The sequence below is a fragment of the Streptomyces sp. NPDC012510 genome, from assembly GCF_042955065.1.
Taxonomy (GTDB): Bacteria; Actinomycetota; Actinomycetes; order Streptomycetales; family Streptomycetaceae; genus Streptomyces.
The window spans coordinates 28,426-48,817 of the sequence record NZ_JBIBEN010000017.1 but is presented as its reverse complement, the minus strand read 5'-3'; the positions used below and the strand labels follow the sequence as shown (position 1 = coordinate 48,817).

The 20,392-nt window shown below is 70.3% G+C and carries 16 protein-coding genes and 1 pseudogene; 13 read left to right on the top strand and 4 right to left on the bottom strand.

Annotated features, from left to right (window positions below; translation table 11 throughout):
- Window positions 1–8: 8 nt before the first annotated feature.
- The 4 genes and pseudogenes from ACFY9I_RS28555 to ACFY9I_RS28540 all read left to right on the top strand — a co-directional run bounded on the left by ACFY9I_RS28555 (window position 9) and on the right by ACFY9I_RS28540 (window position 4,821).
- Window positions 9–266, top strand: coding sequence for a hypothetical protein (locus ACFY9I_RS28555; RefSeq protein WP_391006745.1), 258 nt, complete (start codon window positions 9–11; stop codon window positions 264–266).
- Between the two features lie 111 nt (window positions 267–377).
- A complete protein-coding gene (locus ACFY9I_RS28550; protein ID WP_391006743.1) occupies window positions 378–3,137 on the top strand; it encodes a substrate-binding domain-containing protein in 2,760 nt (919 codons plus the stop codon).
- A gap of 58 nt (window positions 3,138–3,195) precedes the next feature.
- Window positions 3,196–4,107: pseudogene (gene htpX / locus ACFY9I_RS28545) on the top strand (zinc metalloprotease HtpX); the annotation flags it as partial.
- Window positions 4,108–4,191: 84 nt separating this feature from the next.
- Entirely contained in the window at window positions 4,192–4,821 is a 630-nt protein-coding gene (locus tag ACFY9I_RS28540) for a hypothetical protein (protein WP_391006741.1), read from the top strand.
- A gap of 25 nt (window positions 4,822–4,846) precedes the next feature.
- Here the strand turns inward: ACFY9I_RS28540 and ACFY9I_RS28535 are convergent, their stop codons facing one another.
- Complete coding sequence (locus tag ACFY9I_RS28535) at window positions 4,847–5,140, bottom strand: hypothetical protein (RefSeq protein WP_391006739.1); 294 nt, start codon at window positions 5,138–5,140, stop codon at window positions 4,847–4,849.
- Between the two features lie 169 nt (window positions 5,141–5,309).
- Here ACFY9I_RS28535 and ACFY9I_RS28530 point away from each other — a divergent pair, with 169 nt between their 5' ends.
- Entirely contained in the window at window positions 5,310–6,272 is a 963-nt protein-coding gene (locus ACFY9I_RS28530; RefSeq protein WP_391006737.1) for a phosphotransferase, read from the top strand.
- Window positions 6,273–6,625: 353 nt separating this feature from the next.
- Window positions 6,626–7,813 (top strand): DNA glycosylase AlkZ-like family protein, encoded by a 1,188-nt coding sequence (locus ACFY9I_RS28525; protein ID WP_391006736.1) that lies wholly within the window; start codon window positions 6,626–6,628, stop codon window positions 7,811–7,813.
- 240 nt (window positions 7,814–8,053) lie between these two features.
- Here the strand turns inward: ACFY9I_RS28525 and ACFY9I_RS28520 are convergent, their stop codons facing one another.
- Window positions 8,054–8,701, bottom strand: a complete 648-nt coding sequence (locus ACFY9I_RS28520; protein ID WP_391006734.1) for a DUF4360 domain-containing protein — start codon at window positions 8,699–8,701, stop codon at window positions 8,054–8,056.
- A 315-nt stretch (window positions 8,702–9,016) separates the two neighbouring features.
- Window positions 9,017–9,331 (bottom strand): hypothetical protein, encoded by a 315-nt coding sequence (locus tag ACFY9I_RS28515; protein ID WP_391006732.1) that lies wholly within the window; start codon window positions 9,329–9,331, stop codon window positions 9,017–9,019.
- Between the two features lie 177 nt (window positions 9,332–9,508).
- Here ACFY9I_RS28515 and ACFY9I_RS28510 point away from each other — a divergent pair, with 177 nt between their 5' ends.
- The 6 genes from ACFY9I_RS28510 (at window position 9,509) to ACFY9I_RS28485 (ending at window position 16,504) form a co-directional block, all read left to right on the top strand.
- Complete coding sequence (locus ACFY9I_RS28510) at window positions 9,509–9,868, top strand: ArsC/Spx/MgsR family protein (RefSeq protein ID WP_391006730.1); 360 nt, start codon at window positions 9,509–9,511, stop codon at window positions 9,866–9,868.
- A 480-nt stretch (window positions 9,869–10,348) separates the two neighbouring features.
- Window positions 10,349–11,380, top strand: a complete 1,032-nt coding sequence (gene glnII, locus ACFY9I_RS28505) for a glutamine synthetase (protein WP_391006729.1) — start codon at window positions 10,349–10,351, stop codon at window positions 11,378–11,380.
- 98 nt (window positions 11,381–11,478) lie between these two features.
- Window positions 11,479–12,480 carry a DUF6891 domain-containing protein gene (locus ACFY9I_RS28500; protein WP_391006727.1) on the top strand — a complete coding sequence of 334 codons (1,002 nt, stop codon included), beginning with the start codon at window positions 11,479–11,481 and terminating at the stop codon, window positions 12,478–12,480.
- A 332-nt stretch (window positions 12,481–12,812) separates the two neighbouring features.
- The gene (locus ACFY9I_RS28495) at window positions 12,813–13,436 is read left to right on the top strand and encodes a winged helix-turn-helix domain-containing protein (protein ID WP_391006725.1); all 624 of its coding nucleotides are present in this window, start codon (window positions 12,813–12,815) and stop codon (window positions 13,434–13,436) included.
- Window positions 13,437–13,505: 69 nt separating this feature from the next.
- On the top strand, window positions 13,506–14,540 hold the full coding sequence (locus ACFY9I_RS28490) for an NAD-dependent epimerase/dehydratase family protein (RefSeq protein ID WP_391006723.1): 1,035 nt from the start codon (window positions 13,506–13,508) through the stop codon (window positions 14,538–14,540).
- Window positions 14,541–14,920: 380 nt separating this feature from the next.
- Window positions 14,921–16,504, top strand: a complete 1,584-nt coding sequence (locus ACFY9I_RS28485; RefSeq protein WP_391006721.1) for a DUF1996 domain-containing protein — start codon at window positions 14,921–14,923, stop codon at window positions 16,502–16,504.
- Window positions 16,505–16,627: 123 nt separating this feature from the next.
- On the opposite strand, the gene ACFY9I_RS28480 is transcribed toward ACFY9I_RS28485, so the two are convergent.
- Window positions 16,628–17,092, bottom strand: coding sequence for a hypothetical protein (locus ACFY9I_RS28480; RefSeq protein WP_391006719.1), 465 nt, complete (start codon window positions 17,090–17,092; stop codon window positions 16,628–16,630).
- Between the two features lie 117 nt (window positions 17,093–17,209).
- Here ACFY9I_RS28480 and ACFY9I_RS28475 point away from each other — a divergent pair, with 117 nt between their 5' ends.
- Window positions 17,210–20,338 carry an alpha-N-acetylglucosaminidase TIM-barrel domain-containing protein gene (locus ACFY9I_RS28475; protein WP_391006717.1) on the top strand — a complete coding sequence of 1,043 codons (3,129 nt, stop codon included), beginning with the start codon at window positions 17,210–17,212 and terminating at the stop codon, window positions 20,336–20,338.
- Window positions 20,339–20,392 lie beyond the last annotated feature (54 nt).

The following is a 20,392-nucleotide window of genomic DNA, read 5'->3' as shown; positions in this document are numbered from 1 at the left end:
ACACGGGGATGCCCGAACAGGACGATTACGAGCGCGAGTTCGACATCAAGTGGGCCGACAACGCCGAGCACAAGGAGCCCTCCGCGCGCGCCCGGATGCTGGCCGCCCGCTGGAAGGAGAACCCGCCTCGGCCACAACCGTTCCGTGCGGATCCTGAGCATGTGGGGCGGCGGCGGTCGTCGTGGGTGTCGACGACCGTGGTCTTCGGGACGGTGGCGGCGATCATCGTGTTGGTGGGGTACGTCAACTTCCGGGCGCAGTACTAGGGAACGCTCTTGTGGATACCCATGCCTGCCAGGGGTATCGGGCTGCATGATGTTGTAGAGCCTCTTGGGTGATGCAACGTCGGAGTCCGCGTCAAGATCGGTTGGTCAGGTGTGGCAGCAGCCCGTGCGCGTACAGCGATCATCTTCACGGCCCTTCCGGTCGAATACGAGAAGGTCGAAGCCCATCTCACGAACGCACCGGCCACACTTGTGGCCGACGAGGCCGATCACGTCGTCTACACGCTGAACGGCCGGGTGCCCTGGCGGGTGTACCTCGCGAAGACCGGGGTCGGCAACACCACGACCGCCACGGTGGTGAGCCGCTGGCTCACCGAGGTGAAGCCCGAGGTCGCGTTCTTCGTCGGGATCGCCGCGGGCCGGAAGGACGCCGACCCCAGGGACGTCGTCGTCGCCGAGACCGTGTACGAGTACCAGCGGGGCAGGCAGTCCGCGGACGGCTTCCAGGCCCGCCCCAGGAGCTGGGAGCCGCCGGACGACGTCGTCCGCACCGCAGAGCGGGTGGCCCGCGGACTCAGCGCGCTGAGCACCTACAGGATCCACTTCAAACCGGTCGCGTCCGGCGACACCGTGATCGACTCCCCGGACGCCCCGGAGCACCGGATCATCCGGACCTTCTACGAGGACACGGCGGCCATCGAGACCGAGGGCGCCGGCTTCGCGAAGGCCGCCCAGAGCCAGGTCTCCAAGGGACTCCAGTGGCTCCTCATCCGGGGCATCAGCGACCTCGCGGACGGTGACAAGAAGCTCATGGAGGCGGCGAACGCCCAGGAGCACGCCGCGCTCAACGCGGCCGAGGTGGCCGTCCGCATACTCCGCGCGCTCGACATCGAGCCGTTCGCCCGGCCGGCCCGTACCCTCCCCACCCTCTCCCTTCGCCTGCCCTCGAAGGAGAGCAGGCCACCTGGCGAGCCCGAGCCCGAGGCGGCGTCCCGTCCGGTCCCGCCACCCCCGAAGGAACCGGCCGCCGGTGCCGGCCGGCGAAGACTGCTGTGGGCGATTCCGTCGGTCGCCGTGGTGACCACGCTCGCACTGATCGCCCTCCAGTCGTGCGGGAACGACGACACCGGCACCGAGCGCGGCAAGCCGCTGTCCGCCTCCGCCACGCTGCCGACGTGCGAGAAGGCGGACACCAGCCTGTACATAGCCGCCTCCGTCGACAAGTCGGAACCCCTGCGGAACGCGGCGAAGACCTACGGTCACCGGAGCAGCGACGGACGATGCGTGGAAGTCGTCGTCGAGGACAAGAACTCGGGCGAGGCCATGCGGGCGCTGACGCGGGGCTGGGGTGAGGACGACGGCAACGAGCCCGACGTATGGGCGCCGGCCGGGTCCTCGTGGCTCTCGATGGCCCGTGCCGATGCGAAGGGCGAGGCCAGGAACGTGTTCCCGAAGCAGGCGAAGTCGATCGTGAAGAGCCCGCTCACCGTCGCGATGCCGAAGCCGATGGCCGATGTCCTGGACTGGCCCGAGAACCAGTTCTCCTGGAAGGAACTGGCCGGCTGGTCGAGGAACGCCAAGGGCTTCTGGAGCCGGAAAGGCCGCGGAAAACCGGCGTGGGGCGACTTCAGGCTGGGGAAGACCAACCCCGCCTACTCCACCTCCGGACTCAACGCCACGATCGGCGCCTTCTACGCCGCGACCGGCACCATAGGCGAGCTGACCGAGGCGCGCCTCGACGACGCCGAGAACCGCGCGTTCGTCGAGAGCATCGAGCAGTCCACGGTCCACTACGGCGAGACCACGCTGACCTTCCTCACCAATCTCCGCCGGGCCGACGAGATCAGCCCGCAGAAGGCCATGTCGTACATCTCCGCCGTCACACTGGAGGAGAGCACCGTGGCGGCCTACAACGCGGGATACCCGTGCGGTGCGCTCAGCGGGGAGAAGGGCTGCGAGAAGACCACCGAACCGGACACGCCCCTGGTCTCCTTCTATCCGACGGACGGCATCCTCTACTCCGACCACCCCTACATCGAGCTGAACAGCATGAGCGAGGCGAAGAAACAGGTGGCGGAGGACTTCCTCGCCCATCTGCGGAGCCCTCGGACCTTCGACGAGGAGTTCGCTCGCTACGGTTTCCGCACCCACGACGGCGAGGTCCGCCAGGGCTCCCTGCTGCTGGACAAGGACAGCGGAGTCGTGCCCGACACGCGGCTCGACGCCCTGTCCACGCCCCAGGACGACGTCCTGCTGCACCTGCTGGACATCTGGCCCTCGCTGCGCCGGCACACCAACGTGCTCCTCGTCATCGACACCTCGGGGTCGATGAACGACGAGATACCCGGCACGGCAGACACGAAGCTGGCGCGGCTGAAGCAGGCGGAGGCCGAGCTGTTCGGCGAGTTCACGGGGTCGGACCGGGTCGGACTGTGGAAGTTCTCCGACGCGGAGGACCTGGGCGGCGACAAGGACTACAAGGAACTGGTACCGATCGGTCCCTACCACGAGAAGCTGGCCGGCGGCACGCGGCAGAAGCTGCTGTCCGAGAACTTCAAGGCCCTGGAGGCGGAGGGTGCGACCGGTCTCTACGACACCCTCGACGCCGCCACGGCCGCCATGCGCGCGGCCTACGACCCGAAGGCGATCAATGCGATCGTCCTGCTCACTGACGGGCGGAACGAGGACAACGGCAGCCTTTCGAAGGAAGTACTGCTGGAGCGCATACGGGACACCTCGCAATCCCAGGTGCGGATCTTCACCATCGCCTACGGCAACGAGGCAGACGAGCTGGATCTGAAGGGCAGGACCGTGCTCCAGGAGATCGCGGACGCCGGCAGCGGGCAGATGTACGACGCGCGCAAGGCCGAGACGATCGAGAAGGTGATCACCAGCGTGATCTCCAACTTCTGAAACCGGGGTCGGTGCACACTGGGCAGTGGGACGAGTGCCTGACTGCGGGGTGGTGCAGATGCAGAGCCGGTTCCGGAGCGATCCTCGGCTGACCGCGCGGATGACGGTCACGGTGTTTCTGCTCGGGTTGTTGTACGTGGTGTTCGTGGCCGCGTTGATCGCGCTGCTGAAGTCGTGGGTGCTGGTCGTGGTGATCGCGGCGGTGCTGCTGGGGGCGCAGTACTGGTTCTCGGACCGGGTCGCCCTGTACGCGATGCGCGGGCGGGTGGTGGAGCGGGAGGAGTATCCACTGCTGCACGGGGTCGTGGACCGGCTGTGTGCGGTGGCGGACGTGCCGAAGCCGCAGGTCGCGGTGGCGGACATGGAGATGCCGAACGCGTTCGCGACCGGGCGGAACGCCGACCACGCGGTCCTGTGTGTGACGACCGGGCTGCTCGGGCGGCTGGAGCCGGACGAGCTGGAGGGTGTGCTCGCGCACGAGCTGTCGCACGTGGCGCACCGCGATGTCGCCGTCATGACGGTCGCCTCGTTCCTCGGGGTGATCGCCGGACTCGTCGTTCGGTTCGCGTTCTACTCGCACATGTTCGGCGGGCGGCGGGACCAGAACACCGCCGTCGTGTTCAGCGCGGTCATGGGTGTCTCCGCCGCCGTGTACGTGCTGAGCTTCCTGCTGATCCGCGTGCTGTCCCGGTACCGGGAGCTGGCGGCCGACCGGGCGGGCGCCCTGCTCACCGGGCGGCCCTCGGCGCTCGCCTCCGCCCTCACCAAGGTCACCGGGGACATCGCACGGATCCCGACCCGCGACCTGCGCACCTCGCAGGCCTTCAACGCCTTCTACTTCACCCCCGCGCTCGGCGACCACCCGCATCTGGCCCGCTTTTTCGCCACCCATCCGCCGCTGGAGCAACGGCTCGACCAACTGGCCCGCATCTCGACAGAGTTGAGCGGGGCCTCCTCCATACCGAAATCCGGGGGATCCGGGGGATCCGGGGGATCCGGGGGATCCAGGGGATCCGGGGGATCCGGGGGATCCGGGAAGGCGGGCTGAGCGGGCATGGGGCTCCTGGACATCATCCTCGGCCGTACGAAGCCGGTCGCGCCCGACCTCGACCGTCTCTTCGCCCTGCCGTCGGCCGCGATCACCCTGGAGGCGGCCCTCTCCCTCACTCCGACCGGCACGGGCGCGGTGTGCTTCGCGACCGTGGAGGGCGCGGCCTTCGACGGCGTACGACAGGAGGTGCGAGCCCTGCTCGACGCGGACGCCGGGCGGACCGGGCCACCCGTGGGGATCGAGCGGGACGAGTACGGCTACTCGTGGCTGGTCTCGCGGCGGGAGCCGCAGGATCTGCCCGCCCTCGTGAGCGATCTGCACGCGGTCAACAGCGCCCTCGAGAGCGACGGGTTCGGGCCGCAACTGCTGTGCTCGGTGATCGGCTTCCGGGGAGACCGAGAGGGCCACGGTGAGGACGAGAGGGAGGGGAGGGACGAGGGCGGCGGCGGTGCGCGGCTCGGGATCGTCTATCTCTACAAGCGCGGGACCTTCTATCCGTTCGCGCCGCTACCGGGTGCGGGACGGCGGGACAACGCGCTGGAGCTGAGGGTCCGGGCCGCCCTCGGGGCCGATCTGCGGATAGAGCCCGAGCTGAGCCGGTGGTTCCCGATCTGGGGTGCCCCGGGGCTGTGACCGGCCCCGAGGCGCCCTGCTTCCGTTACCGGTTGCCGCTGCCGCGCTCCTGCCGACGTGTCTCGAAGGGCCGTTCGCGACGGTAACGGCGCTCCCACTTCGCCTGCTGGTCACGGCGGTCGCGGTACGCGCGGTAGGAGCCGGGCTGTGCCGAGCCGCCGCCCGCCGGAGAGCCGGACGAGGACGCCGCCGAGCCTCCACCCGTACGGCCGTAGCGGATGTACAGGTAGAGCAGGGCGACTGCGGCAAGCCACAGAACTTGGTTGGAGAAACCCAGGACGACCAGAACCGCGGTCGCCGAGAGGATCAAGGTGCCCATGACGGGACTCCTTGGGGCGTGGCGTCGGTGATGACTGGCAGAGTAGTCCCGGGGCCGGAAAGCGATGCCTCCCCTGCGGGGGTCCGGTGCTCGGCGACTCCGCTGCGCGTGTCCAGGATGCTGGTGGGAAGGGTGCGCGGGCATCCCATTTATACGGCAGCCTGGTCGCATGAGCTTTGACGGTCAGGAGTGGGAGGCGACTCGGGCGTGGGTCGCCAAGCAGTTGCCGGAAGGCCGCTCGGTGCTGAACTGGGCTGATCTACGGGGTGGTTGGACCTCCGAGATGCGGCGGCTGACGCTTGACGACGGGACGGGCCTCGTCCTGCGGTCGTTCGTGCGGCCGTTCTTCCGGCAGCACGCTCCCGGGCTGTTGAACCGTGAGGCCACGATCCTCACGGTGCTCGCGCCGTACGACGACATTCCCACGCCTCACCTCCACGCCGTCGACCCGACCGCCGAACTCACCGACCATCCCTCGCTTCTGATGTCGTTGCTGCGGGGGTCGGTCCGGGTGGAGGAGGACGCGGACCTGGAGGCGCGACTGGATCTGCTGGCCGGGCAGTTGGCCCGGATCCACGCGGTCGTACCGGCCACGTCGGAGGAACGGCCCCGTACATATCAGGCGTGGACCTCAGCCGAGCGGGTCCGCACGCCCGGCGGCCCGTTGTGGGAGCGGGCCGTGGACGTGATCCGGCGGGAGGCTCCGCCGTACGAAGGGTGCTTTCTGCACCGGGACTTCCATCCGGGGAACGTCCTGTTCACGGGTACAGGTGCGGGTGAGGGTGAGGGGGCGGGCGAGGGTCTGCGGATCAGCGGGGTCGTGGACTGGGTGGAGACCTCGTGGGGCCCCGCAGATCTCGATGTGGCCCACTGCTCGACCGCCGTGGCGCTCTTGTACGGGGCGGAGTACGGGCTCGGGTTCCGCGAGCGGTACGAGGCGCGGGACGGGCGTCGACTGGCCGCGGACCGAGCCCACTTGTACTGGCGGCTGCTGGACGCGCTCGCCTACGCGCCCGACGCGGAGAAGCTGGCGGTGCCCTGGCGGGAACTGGGGCGGACTGACCTGACGCCGGTGGTGCTGGGGGCGCGGCTGGAGGCGTATGTGGGCGGGTTGGTCGAGCGGTACGCGTAGTTCGGCCGACGGGGGGACGGGGGAGGGACGGGGGCGTCCGGCGCCTCGGCGGGCGCACACCGCCTGGACTCCCGGCCGACGGCCCGACGGGCCGGACGAGGACAGGACGAGGGCCGAACGCAAGCCCGACGCGGGCCGGACGCGGGCCAGACGCGGGCCGGAGGCGGGTTACGGGGTCGCCTGAGCGGCGGCACGGCATACGGCGGGCGGCGCGACACCCCCCCTCGTCCCCAGGTCTCCATGGCTCCCCGAGGGAGGCATGTCCTCGGGGCCGGCTCCCGGCGCGTCCGATTGTCAGTGGGGCCAGGGAGGATGTGGTCGAGGACTTTCGGGCCGGGGGCGGAGGCAGCGGGATGGGCGACGGACAGCGGTATGTCGGGGTGGCCGAGCGGCGGGCGCGGCTGGGGCTGCGGCAGAGATTGGCCGGATCCGTGCGGGCGGCCGGGCCGGAGGAGGTGGCCGGCTCGCTGGTCGCACTGCACGGCTCGGATCCCTCCACGGTGTATCTGGCGGTGGGCGCACGGCTCGTCGACCCGGCGCGCACGGTGGCCGAGACCGAGCGGGCCCTGTACGCGGACCGGACGCTGGTCCGGATGCACGGCATGCGGCACACCGTGTTCGTGTTCCCGACGGGTCTGACCGCCGTGGTGCACGCCTCGACCGGCATCACGGTCGCCGCCAAGGAGCGGACCGCGCTGCTGAAGCAGATGGCGGCGGCCGGCGCCCCGGACGCGGCCTGGCTGAAGGAGGTCGAGGAGTCGACACTGGCCGCGCTGGCCCGCCGTGGCCAGGCGACCGCGTCCGAACTCGCCGAGGACGAACCGCGGTTGCGGACGCGGTTCGTGTACGCGGCGGGAAAGAGCTACGAGGGCATGCACACCGTCTCGACCCGGCTGCTCAAGGTGCTGGGAGTGGAAGGCAGGGTCGTACGGGGACGGCCGCTCGGTTCCTGGACGTCCAGTCAGTTCCGCTGGGCCCTGACCCCCGCGCACCGCGAACTGGACGTGGCCGAGGCCCAGGCGGACCTGCTCGAACAGTGGCTCGCGGTGTGCGGTCCGGCGACCGAGGCCGACCTCAAGTGGTGGACGGGGTGGCGGGTCACGGAGGTCCGCCGGGCGCTGACGGCGATCGGGGCGCGGGCCGTGGCGTTGGACGAGGGCACGGGCTATGTGACGGCCGACGACGAGGCGCCCGTCGCCGATCCCGCCGAGCCCTGGGCCGCGCTCCTTCCCGCGCTCGACCCGAGCGCCATGGGCTGGCAGCAACGCGATTGGTACCTCGCCCCTGAACTCCGGCCCGCCCTCTTCGACTACAGCGGCAACGTCGGGCCGACGGTGTGGTGGAACGGCCGTGTGATCGGGGGCTGGGCCCAGCGGGCCGACGGGGAGATCGTGTGGCGGGTGCTGGACGCGGAGGGGGTGGGGCGGGAGGCCGAGTCAGCGATCCGTGCGGAGGCTGAGCGGTTGCGGGAGTGGGTGGGCGCCACCAGGGTCACACCGCGCTTCCGGACCCCGCTGGAGAAGGAGTTGGCGTCGGCGTGAGTTCCGCGCCAGGGCTCGGCGGTCTGGGTTCATCGGCGGGTGCGGGTGGCGGGGACTTCTCGCGCAGTTCCCCGCACCCCTGAGAAGCAGGGGCTACGCCCCTTGCTTTTCGCCCCGCAGGGCCGAGTCTTGAAGGCGCGGGGAACTGCGCGACCAGCCCCCACCGCCCGCGGAAGGACAACGGCCCTCGGAACCCTCGTGCCGGGCGCCCGAAGACAGCAGGCACCCGGCACCACCGGCTCACCCGGAGGGACACTCCTTCCAGGCCAGGTGGTAGATCGTGCTGATGTCACCGTCCGTGGAGTCCATGGTCATGAAGCTCGTGCTGTTCGCCGGCGACGACCCCCGGTTGACGCGCAGCTCCGTGTTGATGTTGAAGTTGCGCTCGACTCCACAGGGCGCCCAGACCAGTTGGGCCCAGTCGGTCTCGTCGGTTGCCTGCCAGTTGTCCTCGTAGGGGCCGTTGAACGTGTGGGTCCTGGAGGCCGTGTCCGGGGAGCCCTGGAAGTAGTACGAGGCCTTCTCGACGCCGCTCGCACCGCGCTGGAGGGAGGCGAAGCCCCGGTAGTCGACGCTGGCGATGGCGTAGGTGAAGCCGCCCGGCACATGGACGATCAGGTTGAGCTGGCAGTTCTTGCGGAACGCGGTGGACGGGGCGCCGCCGCCGACCTGGGCGAGGTAGTCGCTGTACGTCACCGTGAACGCGGTGTTGTCCGGCGAGACGGCGACCGCGGCCGTGCCCTGCGGACAGCCGGAGCCGTTCACCGTGGCGACCTTGATGATGATCTTGTCCGGCGGCGGGTCGACGAACGGGGATTCGGCCTGCGCGGGCAGCGCGGAGGCGAAGAGGGCGGCCACGGCGCCACCCAGGAGGAGACCACGAACCATGGGGGGTTCTCCCATCAGAGACATGCACATGTCAATAGACATGCACGAGGACCCCGCGGCCTGTGAAAGAGCTGTGAAGACCGAGGGGCGACCGCATCGTATGGACCCGGGGCGGGCACGGCTAGAGCGATCTCCGGCCAACCCTGGCGGCCGGAGATCACCCCCCTCACCCCTCGACGCCACCGCCGCCACCGACGCCACCGACGCCACCGACGCCACCGACGCCACCGACGCCACCGACGCGAGACCCTCGACGCACCGGTGCCGCCCGACTCCCGAGGAGTGGACGGCACCGGAAGAGTCGACCGGGCGGTGTCAGCGGGTGTAGCGCATCAGCGCCCGGACCATGTGGCACGTGGTGTCCGACGGCGGATGCACACCGATGATCTCCGCCGTGCTCCGGATCGTCTCGTTGCGTGCCTGGTTCGGCATGTGGACACCGGAGTCGAGCAGGGCGATCGCGAGGCGCATGGCCTTCAGGCGCCGGTTGTGCGTGATGTACCACTCACGCGGACGGCCCGGCGGCAGGGTGTGCTTCACCACCGGGGCGTAGGGCAGGTCGAGCAGGACGGGACGCTGAGCGGTGGACTGGGTGGGCAGCGGCTTCGACTTCAGTGCGGCAGCGGGCACGGACATCCTCCTGTCGCGGTCTGGGCGCCGCCGGAAATCCCCCGTCGGCAACCCTCGAACACTGCTTCTATTTTACTACCCCCCACTGACAATCGCCCCTGGCCAGACGGCATTTCGGGGGCTCTGTGACACGGGTGCAACACGGGTCCCCGGGACGCTCCCGCTAACGTTGGCCGCATGGAGATCTGGATCAATCCGGCCTGTTCCAAGTGCCGTAGCGCGCTCAGTCTGCTCGACGCCGAGGGCGCCGACTACACCGTCCGCCGTTACCTGGAGGACGTCCCGAGCGAGGACGAGATCCGGGACGTACTGGACCGGCTAGGACTCGAACCGTGGGACATCACCCGCACTCAGGAGGCCGCCGCCAAGGAACTCGGTCTCAAGGGGTGGGCCCGCGACGCCGACACTCGAGACCGGTGGATCAAGGCGCTCGCCGAGCACCCGAAGCTCATCCAGCGGCCGATCATCACCGCGGACGACGGCTCGGCGGTGGTGGGCCGCACGGACGAGGCCGTACGGGACGCGCTGTCCCGGTAGCGGATGGCACGCGGAGCACCGCTCCGGAAGCGGGCGGTACGGGTCGACAGTTCCGCGATGACCCGGCGACGCGGGTAGCACCCGATCGAATCGGTGAGGTGAGGAGATCGGCCGCCGCCCGGGCAGCCGTACCGCCGTTCGGCTCCGCCGCTCTCCTCGGAGGGCGGCGGAGCCGACGCACGTTGGGCGCCGACGGGCCACGCGCCCGGTTCAACCGCATCGCATACGAGCCGTCGAGCCGTCGGGCCGTCCCGCGCCGTCGCCTCACAGCGGGGGAACGGCCGGTGTGAACAGCGCGTGCGCACACTCGATGGACGTGAGTCGCGCCACAGAGACACCAGGTAACACGGGGTTCACATTCGAGCAATGACCGGGAAATCGCACGTTGACAGGCTGCCGGGCATCAACGCGGCGTTTCAGTGCCGCAGCGCCGCAGCACCCGCACATGCGCCTAGTGACCCACCCCGAAGGATGTGTCCCGTGACCTTCAAGGCTGAGTACATCTGGATCGACGGCACCGAGCCGACGGCCAAGCTCCGCTCCAAGACCAAGATCATCGTGGGTGAGCCCGCCGGTCTGGACGCGCTGCCGATCTGGGGCTTCGACGGGTCCTCCACGAACCAGGCCGAGGGGCACTCCTCGGACCGCGTGCTCCAGCCGGTCTTCACCTGCCCGGACCCGATCCGCGGCGGCGACGACGTCCTCGTGCTCTGCGAGGTCCTCAACATCGACATGACGCCGCACGAGTCCAACACCCGTGCCGCGCTGCGTGAGGTCGCCGAGAAGTTCGCCGCGCAGGAGCCGATCTTCGGCATCGAGCAGGAGTACACGTTCTTCCAGGACGGCACGCCGCTCGGCTTCCCCAAGGGCGGCTTCCCGGCCCCCCAGGGCGGCTACTACTGCGGTGTCGGCGCCGACGAGATCTTCGGCCGTGACATCGTCGAGGCCCACCTGGAGAACTGCCTGGCCGCCGGTCTCGGCATCTCCGGCATCAACGCCGAGGTCATGCCCGGCCAGTGGGAGTTCCAGGTCGGCCCGCTCGCGCCGCTGGAGGTCGCCGACCAGCTGTGGGTGGCCCGCTGGCTGCTCTACCGCACCGCCGAGGACTTCGACGTCGCCGCCACCCTCGACCCCAAGCCGGCCAAGGGTGACTGGAACGGCGCGGGCGCGCACACCAACTTCTCCACGAAGGCGATGCGCGAGGGCTACGACGCGATCATCACCGCGTGCGAGTCGCTGGGCGAGGGCTCGAAGCCGCTCGACCACGTCAAGAACTACGGCGCCGGCATCGACGACCGTCTGACGGGCCTGCACGAGACCGCCCCGTGGAACGAGTACTCCTACGGTGTCTCCAACCGTGGCGCCTCGGTCCGTATCCCGTGGCAGGTCGAGAAGGACGGCAAGGGCTACATCGAGGACCGCCGCCCGAACGCCAACGTCGACCCGTACGTCGTGACGCGGCTGATCGTCGACACCTGCTGCACCGCTCTGGACAAGGCCGGCCAGGTCTGATCCACCCGGGCCTTCGGAGCCCGAGCTTCCGAGAGGGCGTCCACCAATTCCGGTGGGCGTCCTCCGGCGTTGTCGGTGGGGCCTGTCATGGTGGGGGCATGAAGATCGACGGGGGCGACCCGAGAGAGATGAACACACTCGCCGTCAAGGTCGAGACGGAGAACCGGGAGACGCACGTCCGGATCTCCGCCGAGCGGCTGCGCGAGCTGGTGCGCCGGATCGGGGCGGACGGCGACCGTTTCCTGGTCGTGCAGCGGATACCGGACGTGCCGGACGTCTTCGTCCAGGTCTGGCACCAGCGGGAAGGCGACGGCAGCGGCGACGGGTCTGACGGGTCTGACGGGTCTGACGGGTCTGACGGCGAGTATCAACTGGAGTACCGGGAGGGCCGGGACCGGTTCTACGGGGCCGTCCTCACCGACCGGGAGCGGGTCGCCGAGGCGATGACCGGCTGGGCGCGGCGGGCGCCGGGCTGGGAGAGCGGCATCGACTGGACCTCCCTCGACCACGACGCCCCCGAGGAGGTACCGGAACTCCCCGAGGAGGTGCGGCACCAGGTCGAGGAGCGGGTACGGGAGCTGCTGCGCTGCGGTTACGACGACCGGGCCCGGTTGAGCGAGACCGCCGAGGAGTATCTCGTCGACGGCGCCCACCGGCCCGTCTCCCGCGCGCAGGCGCGACAGCTCGTCGACCGGCTGTGGGTGGAGCGGCTCGCCGAGCAGGAGACCTGGGACGGCATCACCGACCCCGAGCGCCTCACCCTCGCCTTCGAGGCGCTCCGGACGGTCCACGGCATCACGGCACGGGAGAACTTCACCTGCTGCCGCACCTGCGGTACGAGCGAGATAGGCGCCGAAAGAGCGCCGGGGGACCGGGGATTCGTCTACTTCCACTCGCAGTGCACGGAGGGCGCCGCCGCCGGGCACGGACTGATGCTGTTGTACGGCGGGTTCGACGGGTCCGCCGACTCCACGGCGGCGGTCGGGCACCAGGTCGTCGCGGCCCTCGCGGCACAGGGTCTGTCCACAGAGTGGGACGGCGATCCCTCCACCGCCATCACGGTCACCCCGCTGGACTGGCGCAAACGCCTGGTCGGATGAGGGCACGGCCCAGGTGCCCGGAGGTTCGAGAAGCGTCCGAGCAGTGAAAGGAGACTGCTGCGGTGGGCCGGTGTCTGCTTCAATGGGACGCATGGCCAGCCTCCAGAACCGACGCGCTACGGGTCGCCATGACCTGGAGCCCTTCTGGCCCTCCCGTCAGCACCACGACTTCGACCGGGTGTGTCGCCGCGTGATGAACGCGCCGGCCCTCTAAAGCCGCACACCCGGCCTTCGGTCGGCGCGAACGACGTACGTCCCTCGGCGGGTCCGACCACGAACTCGGTCGCCGAGGTCCTCCGGACGAACCTCTCGCGCGAAAGAGCTGACCTCTCATGGCACACACCGGTTCCCTCCCGACCGCCACCTCTCGCACCGCCACGCCCGGCTCCGCCCCTGCCGCCGTCCCCTCCCCCGGCACGTCCCCCCGGCACCGGCTGCGTGCCGTGGGCCGGGACGAGGTCGTCGACCAGCCGGGCTTCCTGCCGCCGGGTGCCACCTGGCTGCCCGCTCCCCAGCACACGCTGCCCACTCTGCCGGGCCGGCCGCCGATGGTCGGCTATCTGGTCCTCGTACCGGCCGATCAGCGACTCCCGGTGCCGCCCTTCGCGGTCGCCGCCGAGCAGGCGGCCGAGGAGGCCGGCTCCGGGGAGGCCGAAGCCGGGGACCGGTTGGTCCGTGTCGACACCGTGCGGCGCACCGCCGAGGTCGCCGGGCGACCGCTCGACCTCACCTACCTGGAGTTCGAACTCCTCGCCCACCTCGTCGCCCATCCCCACCGGGTCCACACCCGCGACCAGTTGGTCACCACCGTGTGGGGCTACGGGCACGTGGGCGACGGCCGGACCGTCGACGTCCACATCGCCCGGCTCCGCCGCAAGCTCGGCGCGGAGTTCCGCCAGACGATCCGGACGGTACGGCGGGTCGGCTACAAGTACACGCCGCCGCTCGGCCGTTGACCGTCGTCGCGCTCTCCTGAGAGCAGATCACGGTTCCGTACCGGCCGCCCTGCGGGCAGAGTCGTCGGCATGAGACTTCTGATGCTGGGTGGTACGGAGTTCGTGGGTCGCGCCGTCGTGGAGTCGGCGCTGGCCCGCGGCTGGGAGGTGACCGTCTTCCACCGGGGACGACACGAACCTCCGGCCGGGGTGCGGTCGTTGCTGGGCGACCGCACCGCACCGGACGGGCTCGCGGCACTCGTCGACGCCTCCACCACCGGCCCGACCACCGGCCCCGCCTCCGGCGGGCGCGGGTGGGATGTCGTCGTCGACACCTGGTCGGCGGCACCGCGAGCCGTCCGGGACACCGCGCGGCTGCTGGACGGTGTGGCCGAGCGGTATGTGTACGTGTCGAGTTGCTCGGTGTACGCCTGGCCGCCGACCGCCGGCTACGACGAGCGGGCGCCCCTGGTGGAGGGCGCCTCAGCCGACGCGGAGCAGACCGACTACGCCCTCGACAAGCGGGGTGGGGAGCTCGCCGCGGTCGAGTCGTTCGGCGCCGGCCGCTCCCTCCTCGTACGCTCCGGGCTGATCCTCGGGCCGTACGAGAACATCGGCCGTCTGCCCTGGTGGCTCAACCGTGTCGCCCGGGGCGGCCCCGTCCTGGCGCCGGGCCCACGGGACCTCCCCCTCCAGTACATCGACGTCCGCGATCTCGCCTCCTGGACGCTCGACGCGGTGGAACGGGAGTTGAGCGGTGCCTACAACCTGGCCGGGCCGCCGGGGACCACCACCATGGGTGAACTGCTGGAGACATGCGTACGGGTGACCGGTGGCGCGGCCGAACTCCGCTGGACCGCGCCGGAGTCGATCCTCGGCGCCGGGATCGAACCGTGGACGGGGCTGCCGGTGTGGGTGCCGGAGGGAAGCGACCTCCATGACGCGCTGCACCGGGCGGACGTGTCGCGGGCAGTACGGGACGGGCTCCGCTGCCGGGACGTGACGGAGACCGTACGTGACACCTGGGAGTGGCTGACGGACCTCGGCGGGGTCGCCCCGCGTCGACCGAACCGGCCGGTGGTGGGACTGGACCCGGCGGCGGAGGCGAAGGTGCTGGAGCTGTAGTCCCTCACCCGTCGGCGCGGGGCTGTCCCTCACCGGATCGTCGGCGCGGGCTGTAGTCCCTCTTCGGCGCGATCGCGCCCCGATCCGGACGAGCGGTGCCTGGGGACGACAATCGGCGTGGGGACGGCGGTTCTCGCGCATCCCGGCCAGGGCCGCCGAAACGGTGCCTTCCCGGACTCCGCCGGGGCCGTCACCACGCACACGCCGTAGGGGATCGACAACTCCCGGTGTTTCGTGGGGTGTTGAAACCAGTTTGTCCCACGAATCTCTCATCAATTCGTGAGTCGTCTGAACGCTCCTGGGACTCACCGCGTATCTGAGGGAGCCGCTTCACTCCTGTCGGGCGCCTCGATGCCCCGCAAGGAAGTCAGAGGAGTTCCATGGGACGCAACACAAGGAAACGACGTTCGCCGCTGGCCGTTCGGGCCATTGCCGCATCCGCGGCGCTCGCGGTCGCGGGCGGCGGCCTGGTCTGGGCGAACTTCTACGCCTCGGCCGGTGAGTCGAAGTCCAAGCAGAACAGCACGCTCGCCTCCGCACAGGTGGCCACCATCGACTGCCCGGATGTCGGCCAGCAGCTGACGAACGTGCCCGACAAGGCGCGCGCGAACGTCGCCAAGGAGCTGGCGCTGCTGGACCAGCAGATCACCGAGGCGTACAAGCGTCTCGCGGACACGCGCCAGGCCCAGGCGGGGGATGCCGGCTTCGTCGACAACGCCATCGTCGGCCCGCTCAAGTCCAAGCGGGTGGCCACCATCGACCGGATCGGCATCAACATCCGGAACGCGGGCGGCCAGGTTCCGCAGGGCATGGACCAGCTCGCCGCCTGCAAGGGCGTCGCAGACCCGAACCAGGCCAACGCCGGCGGTGGCCAGAACCAGGGCGGCAACGGCGGCGGCCAGAACCAGGGCGGCAACGGCGGTGGCCAGAACCAGGGCGGTGGCCAGGACGGCCAGAACCAGGGTGGCGGCGGTCAGAACCAGGGCGGCAACGGGGACGGTCAGAACCAGGGCGGTAACGGCCAGGGTGACAACGGTCCGGCCGCGGGCGACTTCGTCGACATCACCCAGGTCCAGCCGAACGGCGGCCCGAAGGGCGTCAACGGCAACGGTCTCGCCGCGAACGGCGACAGCGGTTCAACGGGTACCTTCACGACGAGCTGTGGCACCAACGGGAACGACAACCACAACTCGGACAACGTCATCGTGGCTCCTGGTGTCAGCAACGGTGCGCAGCACATGCACGACTACGTCGGCAACCAGGACAACGACGCGTTCACCAGCGACCAGGAGTTCCTCCAGGCCGACTCCAGCTGCCAGAACCAGGGCGACAAGTCCTCGTACTACTGGCCGGTGTTGCGTCTGCGGGACGGTACGGCCGAATTCGACGCGAACGCCCCCGGTGGCGGCCAGGACGGCAACATCGGCAAGATCCTCGAAGCCAGCGAGGCCCAGCTGAAGTTCGTCGGAAACAAGAAGAGCGATGTCGTGGCGATGCCGCAGGCCCTGCGCATCATCACCGGTGACGCCAAGGCCTTCACCAACGGCCTCAACAACGCCAACACAAACTGGAGCTGCACCGGCTTCGAGGACCGGCAGCTGACGGACAAGTACCCGATCTGTCCTCAGGGCAGCTCCGTCGTACGGACGTCCTTCTTCCAGAGCTGCTGGGACGGCCAGAACATCGACAGCGCCAACCACCGCACGCACGTGGCCTTCGTCCAGCAGGACGGCAGCTGCCCCAACGGTTTCCAGGCTATCCCCCAGCTCCAGGCGCGCCTGGTCTACGACGTCCCGGCCCCGCAGATCCAGAACGGACAGGTCGTTAACCCGTACGCGGTGGACGGCTTCCCGGACCAGCTGCACAAGGCCATCACCGACCACAACGACTTCATCAACTTCTTCGACGAGAACACGATGAACCAGGTGGTCGACTGCATCAACAGCGGCCAGGACTGCCAGTAGTACCCCATACCCAGGCGGTAGCGCCGAAGCAGTGACGAGGAAGCCGGCGGTGGGATCTCCCACCGCCGGCTTTCGTCTTCCCTCGTGCCCGGCCGCCGCGCTCAGCCGCCTCAGCCGTGGTGCTCAGCCGCTGTGGTTGCCGTTGTTATGACTCCCCCCGGGGTTCATGTGTTCGGACCCCTCCTGCATCTCGCCGCCGAGCGTGCCCTGCAGCCCACTGACCGTCTTCTTCTCGCCGACGGCGACCCACTTGCGGCCGACGAGGTAGTAGCCGCCGTAGTCCTTGGCGCCGGCGAGCCATTCCGCCTGGCCCCGGTCGGTGGCGAAGGTCGCGAGGACGAACCTGCCGTCGAAGTCGCCGTCCTTGTTCGTGCACAGGGCCTGCCGGATCGTGTCCGCGTCCGTCTGCATGTCCGGTTTGCAGCCCACCTCTCCGGCGATGTGCTCCAGCGTCCCCGTCGCCGTCTTGGGAACCGCCTCGGCCTCGTCGGCCGAGCCGCAGCCGGACAGCACCAGCAGGGCGGCGGCCGCACCGGCCGCACTCATGGCGAGCCTGCGCACCGCAAGCCTCTCGTGCGTCATTTTCATCCGTCGTACCTCCGGTCCATTCCGGCGAAACGAACTCGCCGACTCCGTGCGCACCGTTGAGCACAGGCGTCCGTCCGGCTAGCGTGCCGCATCTGCCGACACAGGGGGCACACAGTCATGAACTCTCCGTCGCGACGCTCGGTGCTGGGCTCGGCCGGTGCCATCGGCCTCGGGACCACCCTGGGACTGACGGTCCCGGTCCACGCCGCTGAGAGCCCCGGCCAGGGCCCTGCCTTCGATACGGCTCCGGCAAGCGCAGCACTCAATCGGCTGCTGCCCGGACACGCCGACCAGTTCCGGCTGACCCTCGTCAGGAAGCAGGGTACGACCGACCGCTTCCGGGTCACCGGCACCACCGGGCGCATCGAGGTGCGGGCCACCACACCGGCCACCCTTCTCATGGGGGTCCACTGGTACCTCAAGTACGTCTGCGGGGCGCACCTTGCCTGGAACGGCGGCCAGCTGGACCTGCCGAGGCGGCTGCCCGCGCCCGCACGGCCCCTGGAGAGATCCACGGCCCTCCCCCACCGCTTCGCCCTCAACGACACCAACGACGGCTACACCGCCCCGTACGCCAACTGGCCGTACTGGGAACACCAGATCGACCTCCTGGCGGCGCACGGCTGCAACGAGGTGCTGGTCATCGCGGGCATGGAGGCCGTCTACCACCGGCTGCTGAAGGACTTCGGCTACTCCGACGCCGAGTCCCGCGCCTGGCTCCCCGCCCCCTCGCACCAGCCCTGGTGGCTGCTGCAGAACCTCTCCGGCTACGGCGGCCCGCTCTCCCCCGAGCTGATCGCCCGCCGGGCCGCCCTCGGCCGACGGATCGCCGACCGGCTCCGCGAGCTGGGCATGTCCCCGGTGCTGCCCGGCTACTACGGTCATGTCCCCAAGGAGTTCGTGGAGCGCAACGGCGGTGACGCCCGTGTCGTCCCGCAGGGCATCTGGCACGGCTTCGAGCGCCCCGACTGGCTCGACCCGCGCACCGACTCCTTCGCGCGGGTGGCCGCCTCGTTCTACGGCCACCTCAAGGACGTGTACGGCGAGGCGGCCCACTTCAAGATGGACCTCCTCCACGAGGGCGGCACTGCGGGCGACGTGCCCGTCCCGGACGCGGCCCAGGGCGTGGAACGCGCCCTCCAGGCGGCCCACCCGGGGGCGACCTGGGTGATCCTCGGCTGGCAGGAGAACCCCCTGCCCGAACTCCTCGACGCCATCGACCGGTCGAAGATGCTGATCGTCGACGGTGTCTCCGACCGCTACGCGAGCGTCACCGACCGCGAACGCGACTGGGGCGGCACCCCGTACTGCTTCGGCACGATCCCCAACTTCGGCGGCCGTACGACGATCGGGGCCCGCACCCACATCTGGGACGACAAGTTCTTCGCCTGGCGGGACAAGGCGAACAGCGCGCTCGTCGGCACGGCGTTCATGCCGGAGGCCACCGACCGCGACCCGGCGGCCTTCGAGCTCTTCTCCGAACTGGCCTGGACACCGGGGAGGCCGGACCGGGCCGCCTGGTTCTCCTCGTACGCCGACTTCCGCTACGGCGGCCGTGACGACTCCGCCCGCCGGGCCTGGCGGGCGCTGCACGACACGGCCTACCAGCAGCGGGCGGTGGAGCGCAGCGACCCGCACGACTCGCTCTTCTGCGCCCGCCCCGACCTCGCCGCGGACCGGGCCGCCGAGTACGCGCCGAGGACACTGACGTACGACCCGGGCCGCTTCGACGCCGCCCTCGCCGGGCTGCTGGGCGTGGCGGGCGGTCGGCGTGGCAACGCGGCGTACCGGTACGACGTGGTGGACGTGGCGCGGCAGGCGCTCGCGCACCGCGGCCGTCAGTATCTGCCGCAGTTGCGGGAGGCCTACCGGCGCAAGGACCTTCAGACCTTTCGCGCCCTGTCCACGCTCTGGCTGCGGCTGATGCGGCTGTCCGACGAGGTCACGGGCGCCGACCCGGCCTTCCTGCTGGGCCCGTGGGTGAACGACGCCCGGCTGATGGCCACGAACGACGCCGAGCGGGCCGAGTTCGAACGGACGGCGAAGGTCCTGATCACGGTGTGGGGTGGGCGGGCGACCTCGGACACGGGAAACCTGCACGAGTACGGCAACCGCGAGTGGAACGGTCTCATGGCCGACTTCTACGTCCCGCGCTGGCAGAAATGGCTCGACACCCTTCAGGACGCGCTCTCCACGGGGACCGCTCCGGCCGCCGTGGACTGGTTCGCGTTCGAGGAGCCGTGGACGCGGGAGCGCAAGGACTATCCGCTGCGACCGGTGGGTGACGCGTACGCGCTGGCCCGGCGGGTGCGCGAGGTGCTGGCGCGAGCGCCGTACCAGGGGACGCTGACCGTCACCGCCGAGCCGCCGGTGTTGCCGCCCGGTGGGAGCGCGCGGGTCTCGGCCGGGTTCCGGAACGTCAACGGATTGCGGGCGACGGGGCGGGTGGACTTCGCGCTCACCGGGTTCGCCGGGACGGTGGAGCCGGAGGGGCCGACATCGTTGGCGAGCGTGCCCGCGGCGGGGACGGGGACGGTGCGCTGGCGCGCGGACGCGCCGGACGCGCCGCTCGACCGGCCGTTGCGGCCGCTGCCGTACACGATCACCGTCCAGTACGGTCCGCGGGGCGAGGAGCGGGTGAGCAGCCGGTTCGACGGGACGCTGTTCGAGGCGGGGGCACTGGACGCGGGGTGGCGTACGTACACCAACAACGGGGCGGTCTTCGGGCAGTTGGGGGAACGGTTCGCCATCGACGGGGGCGGGACGGACCTGTGGCGCGGGACGTCCGAGTTCGGCACGGTCTACCGGCCGGGGGCGCTGGGGGTCGGTACGTCCGTCGTCCTTCGGGTCGACTCGCAGGCGGTGACGGGGAACTGGGCGCGGGCGGGGATCGTGGTGCGGAACCGTCTCGGTACGGCTGGGGCGGCGGGGTTCCTGAATCTGGCGGTCACTCCGGCGAACGGGGTGGTGTTGTCGTACGACAGCGGCGGGGACGGGACGCTCGACATGTATCGGCGGATCACGGGGATCAAGGCGCCGGTGTTGTTGCGGCTGACTCGGACGGCCGCCGGTTCTTACACGGGGGAGTGCTCCACGGATGAGGGTGGGAGCTGGCGGGTGGTGGCTTCGGTGAGTGTGCCGGGGGCGGCGTCGGGGGCGCAGGATGTGGGGATGTTCATGAGTGCGACGAACGGGGGGAGTGGGGCTCGGGGGACGGTCGAGTTCAGTGGGTGGTCGCTCACGTAGCGGCCTCCTCGCCCCCGCCGCCCCTACCCACCCCGTCCCCAGGGGCGCTGCCCC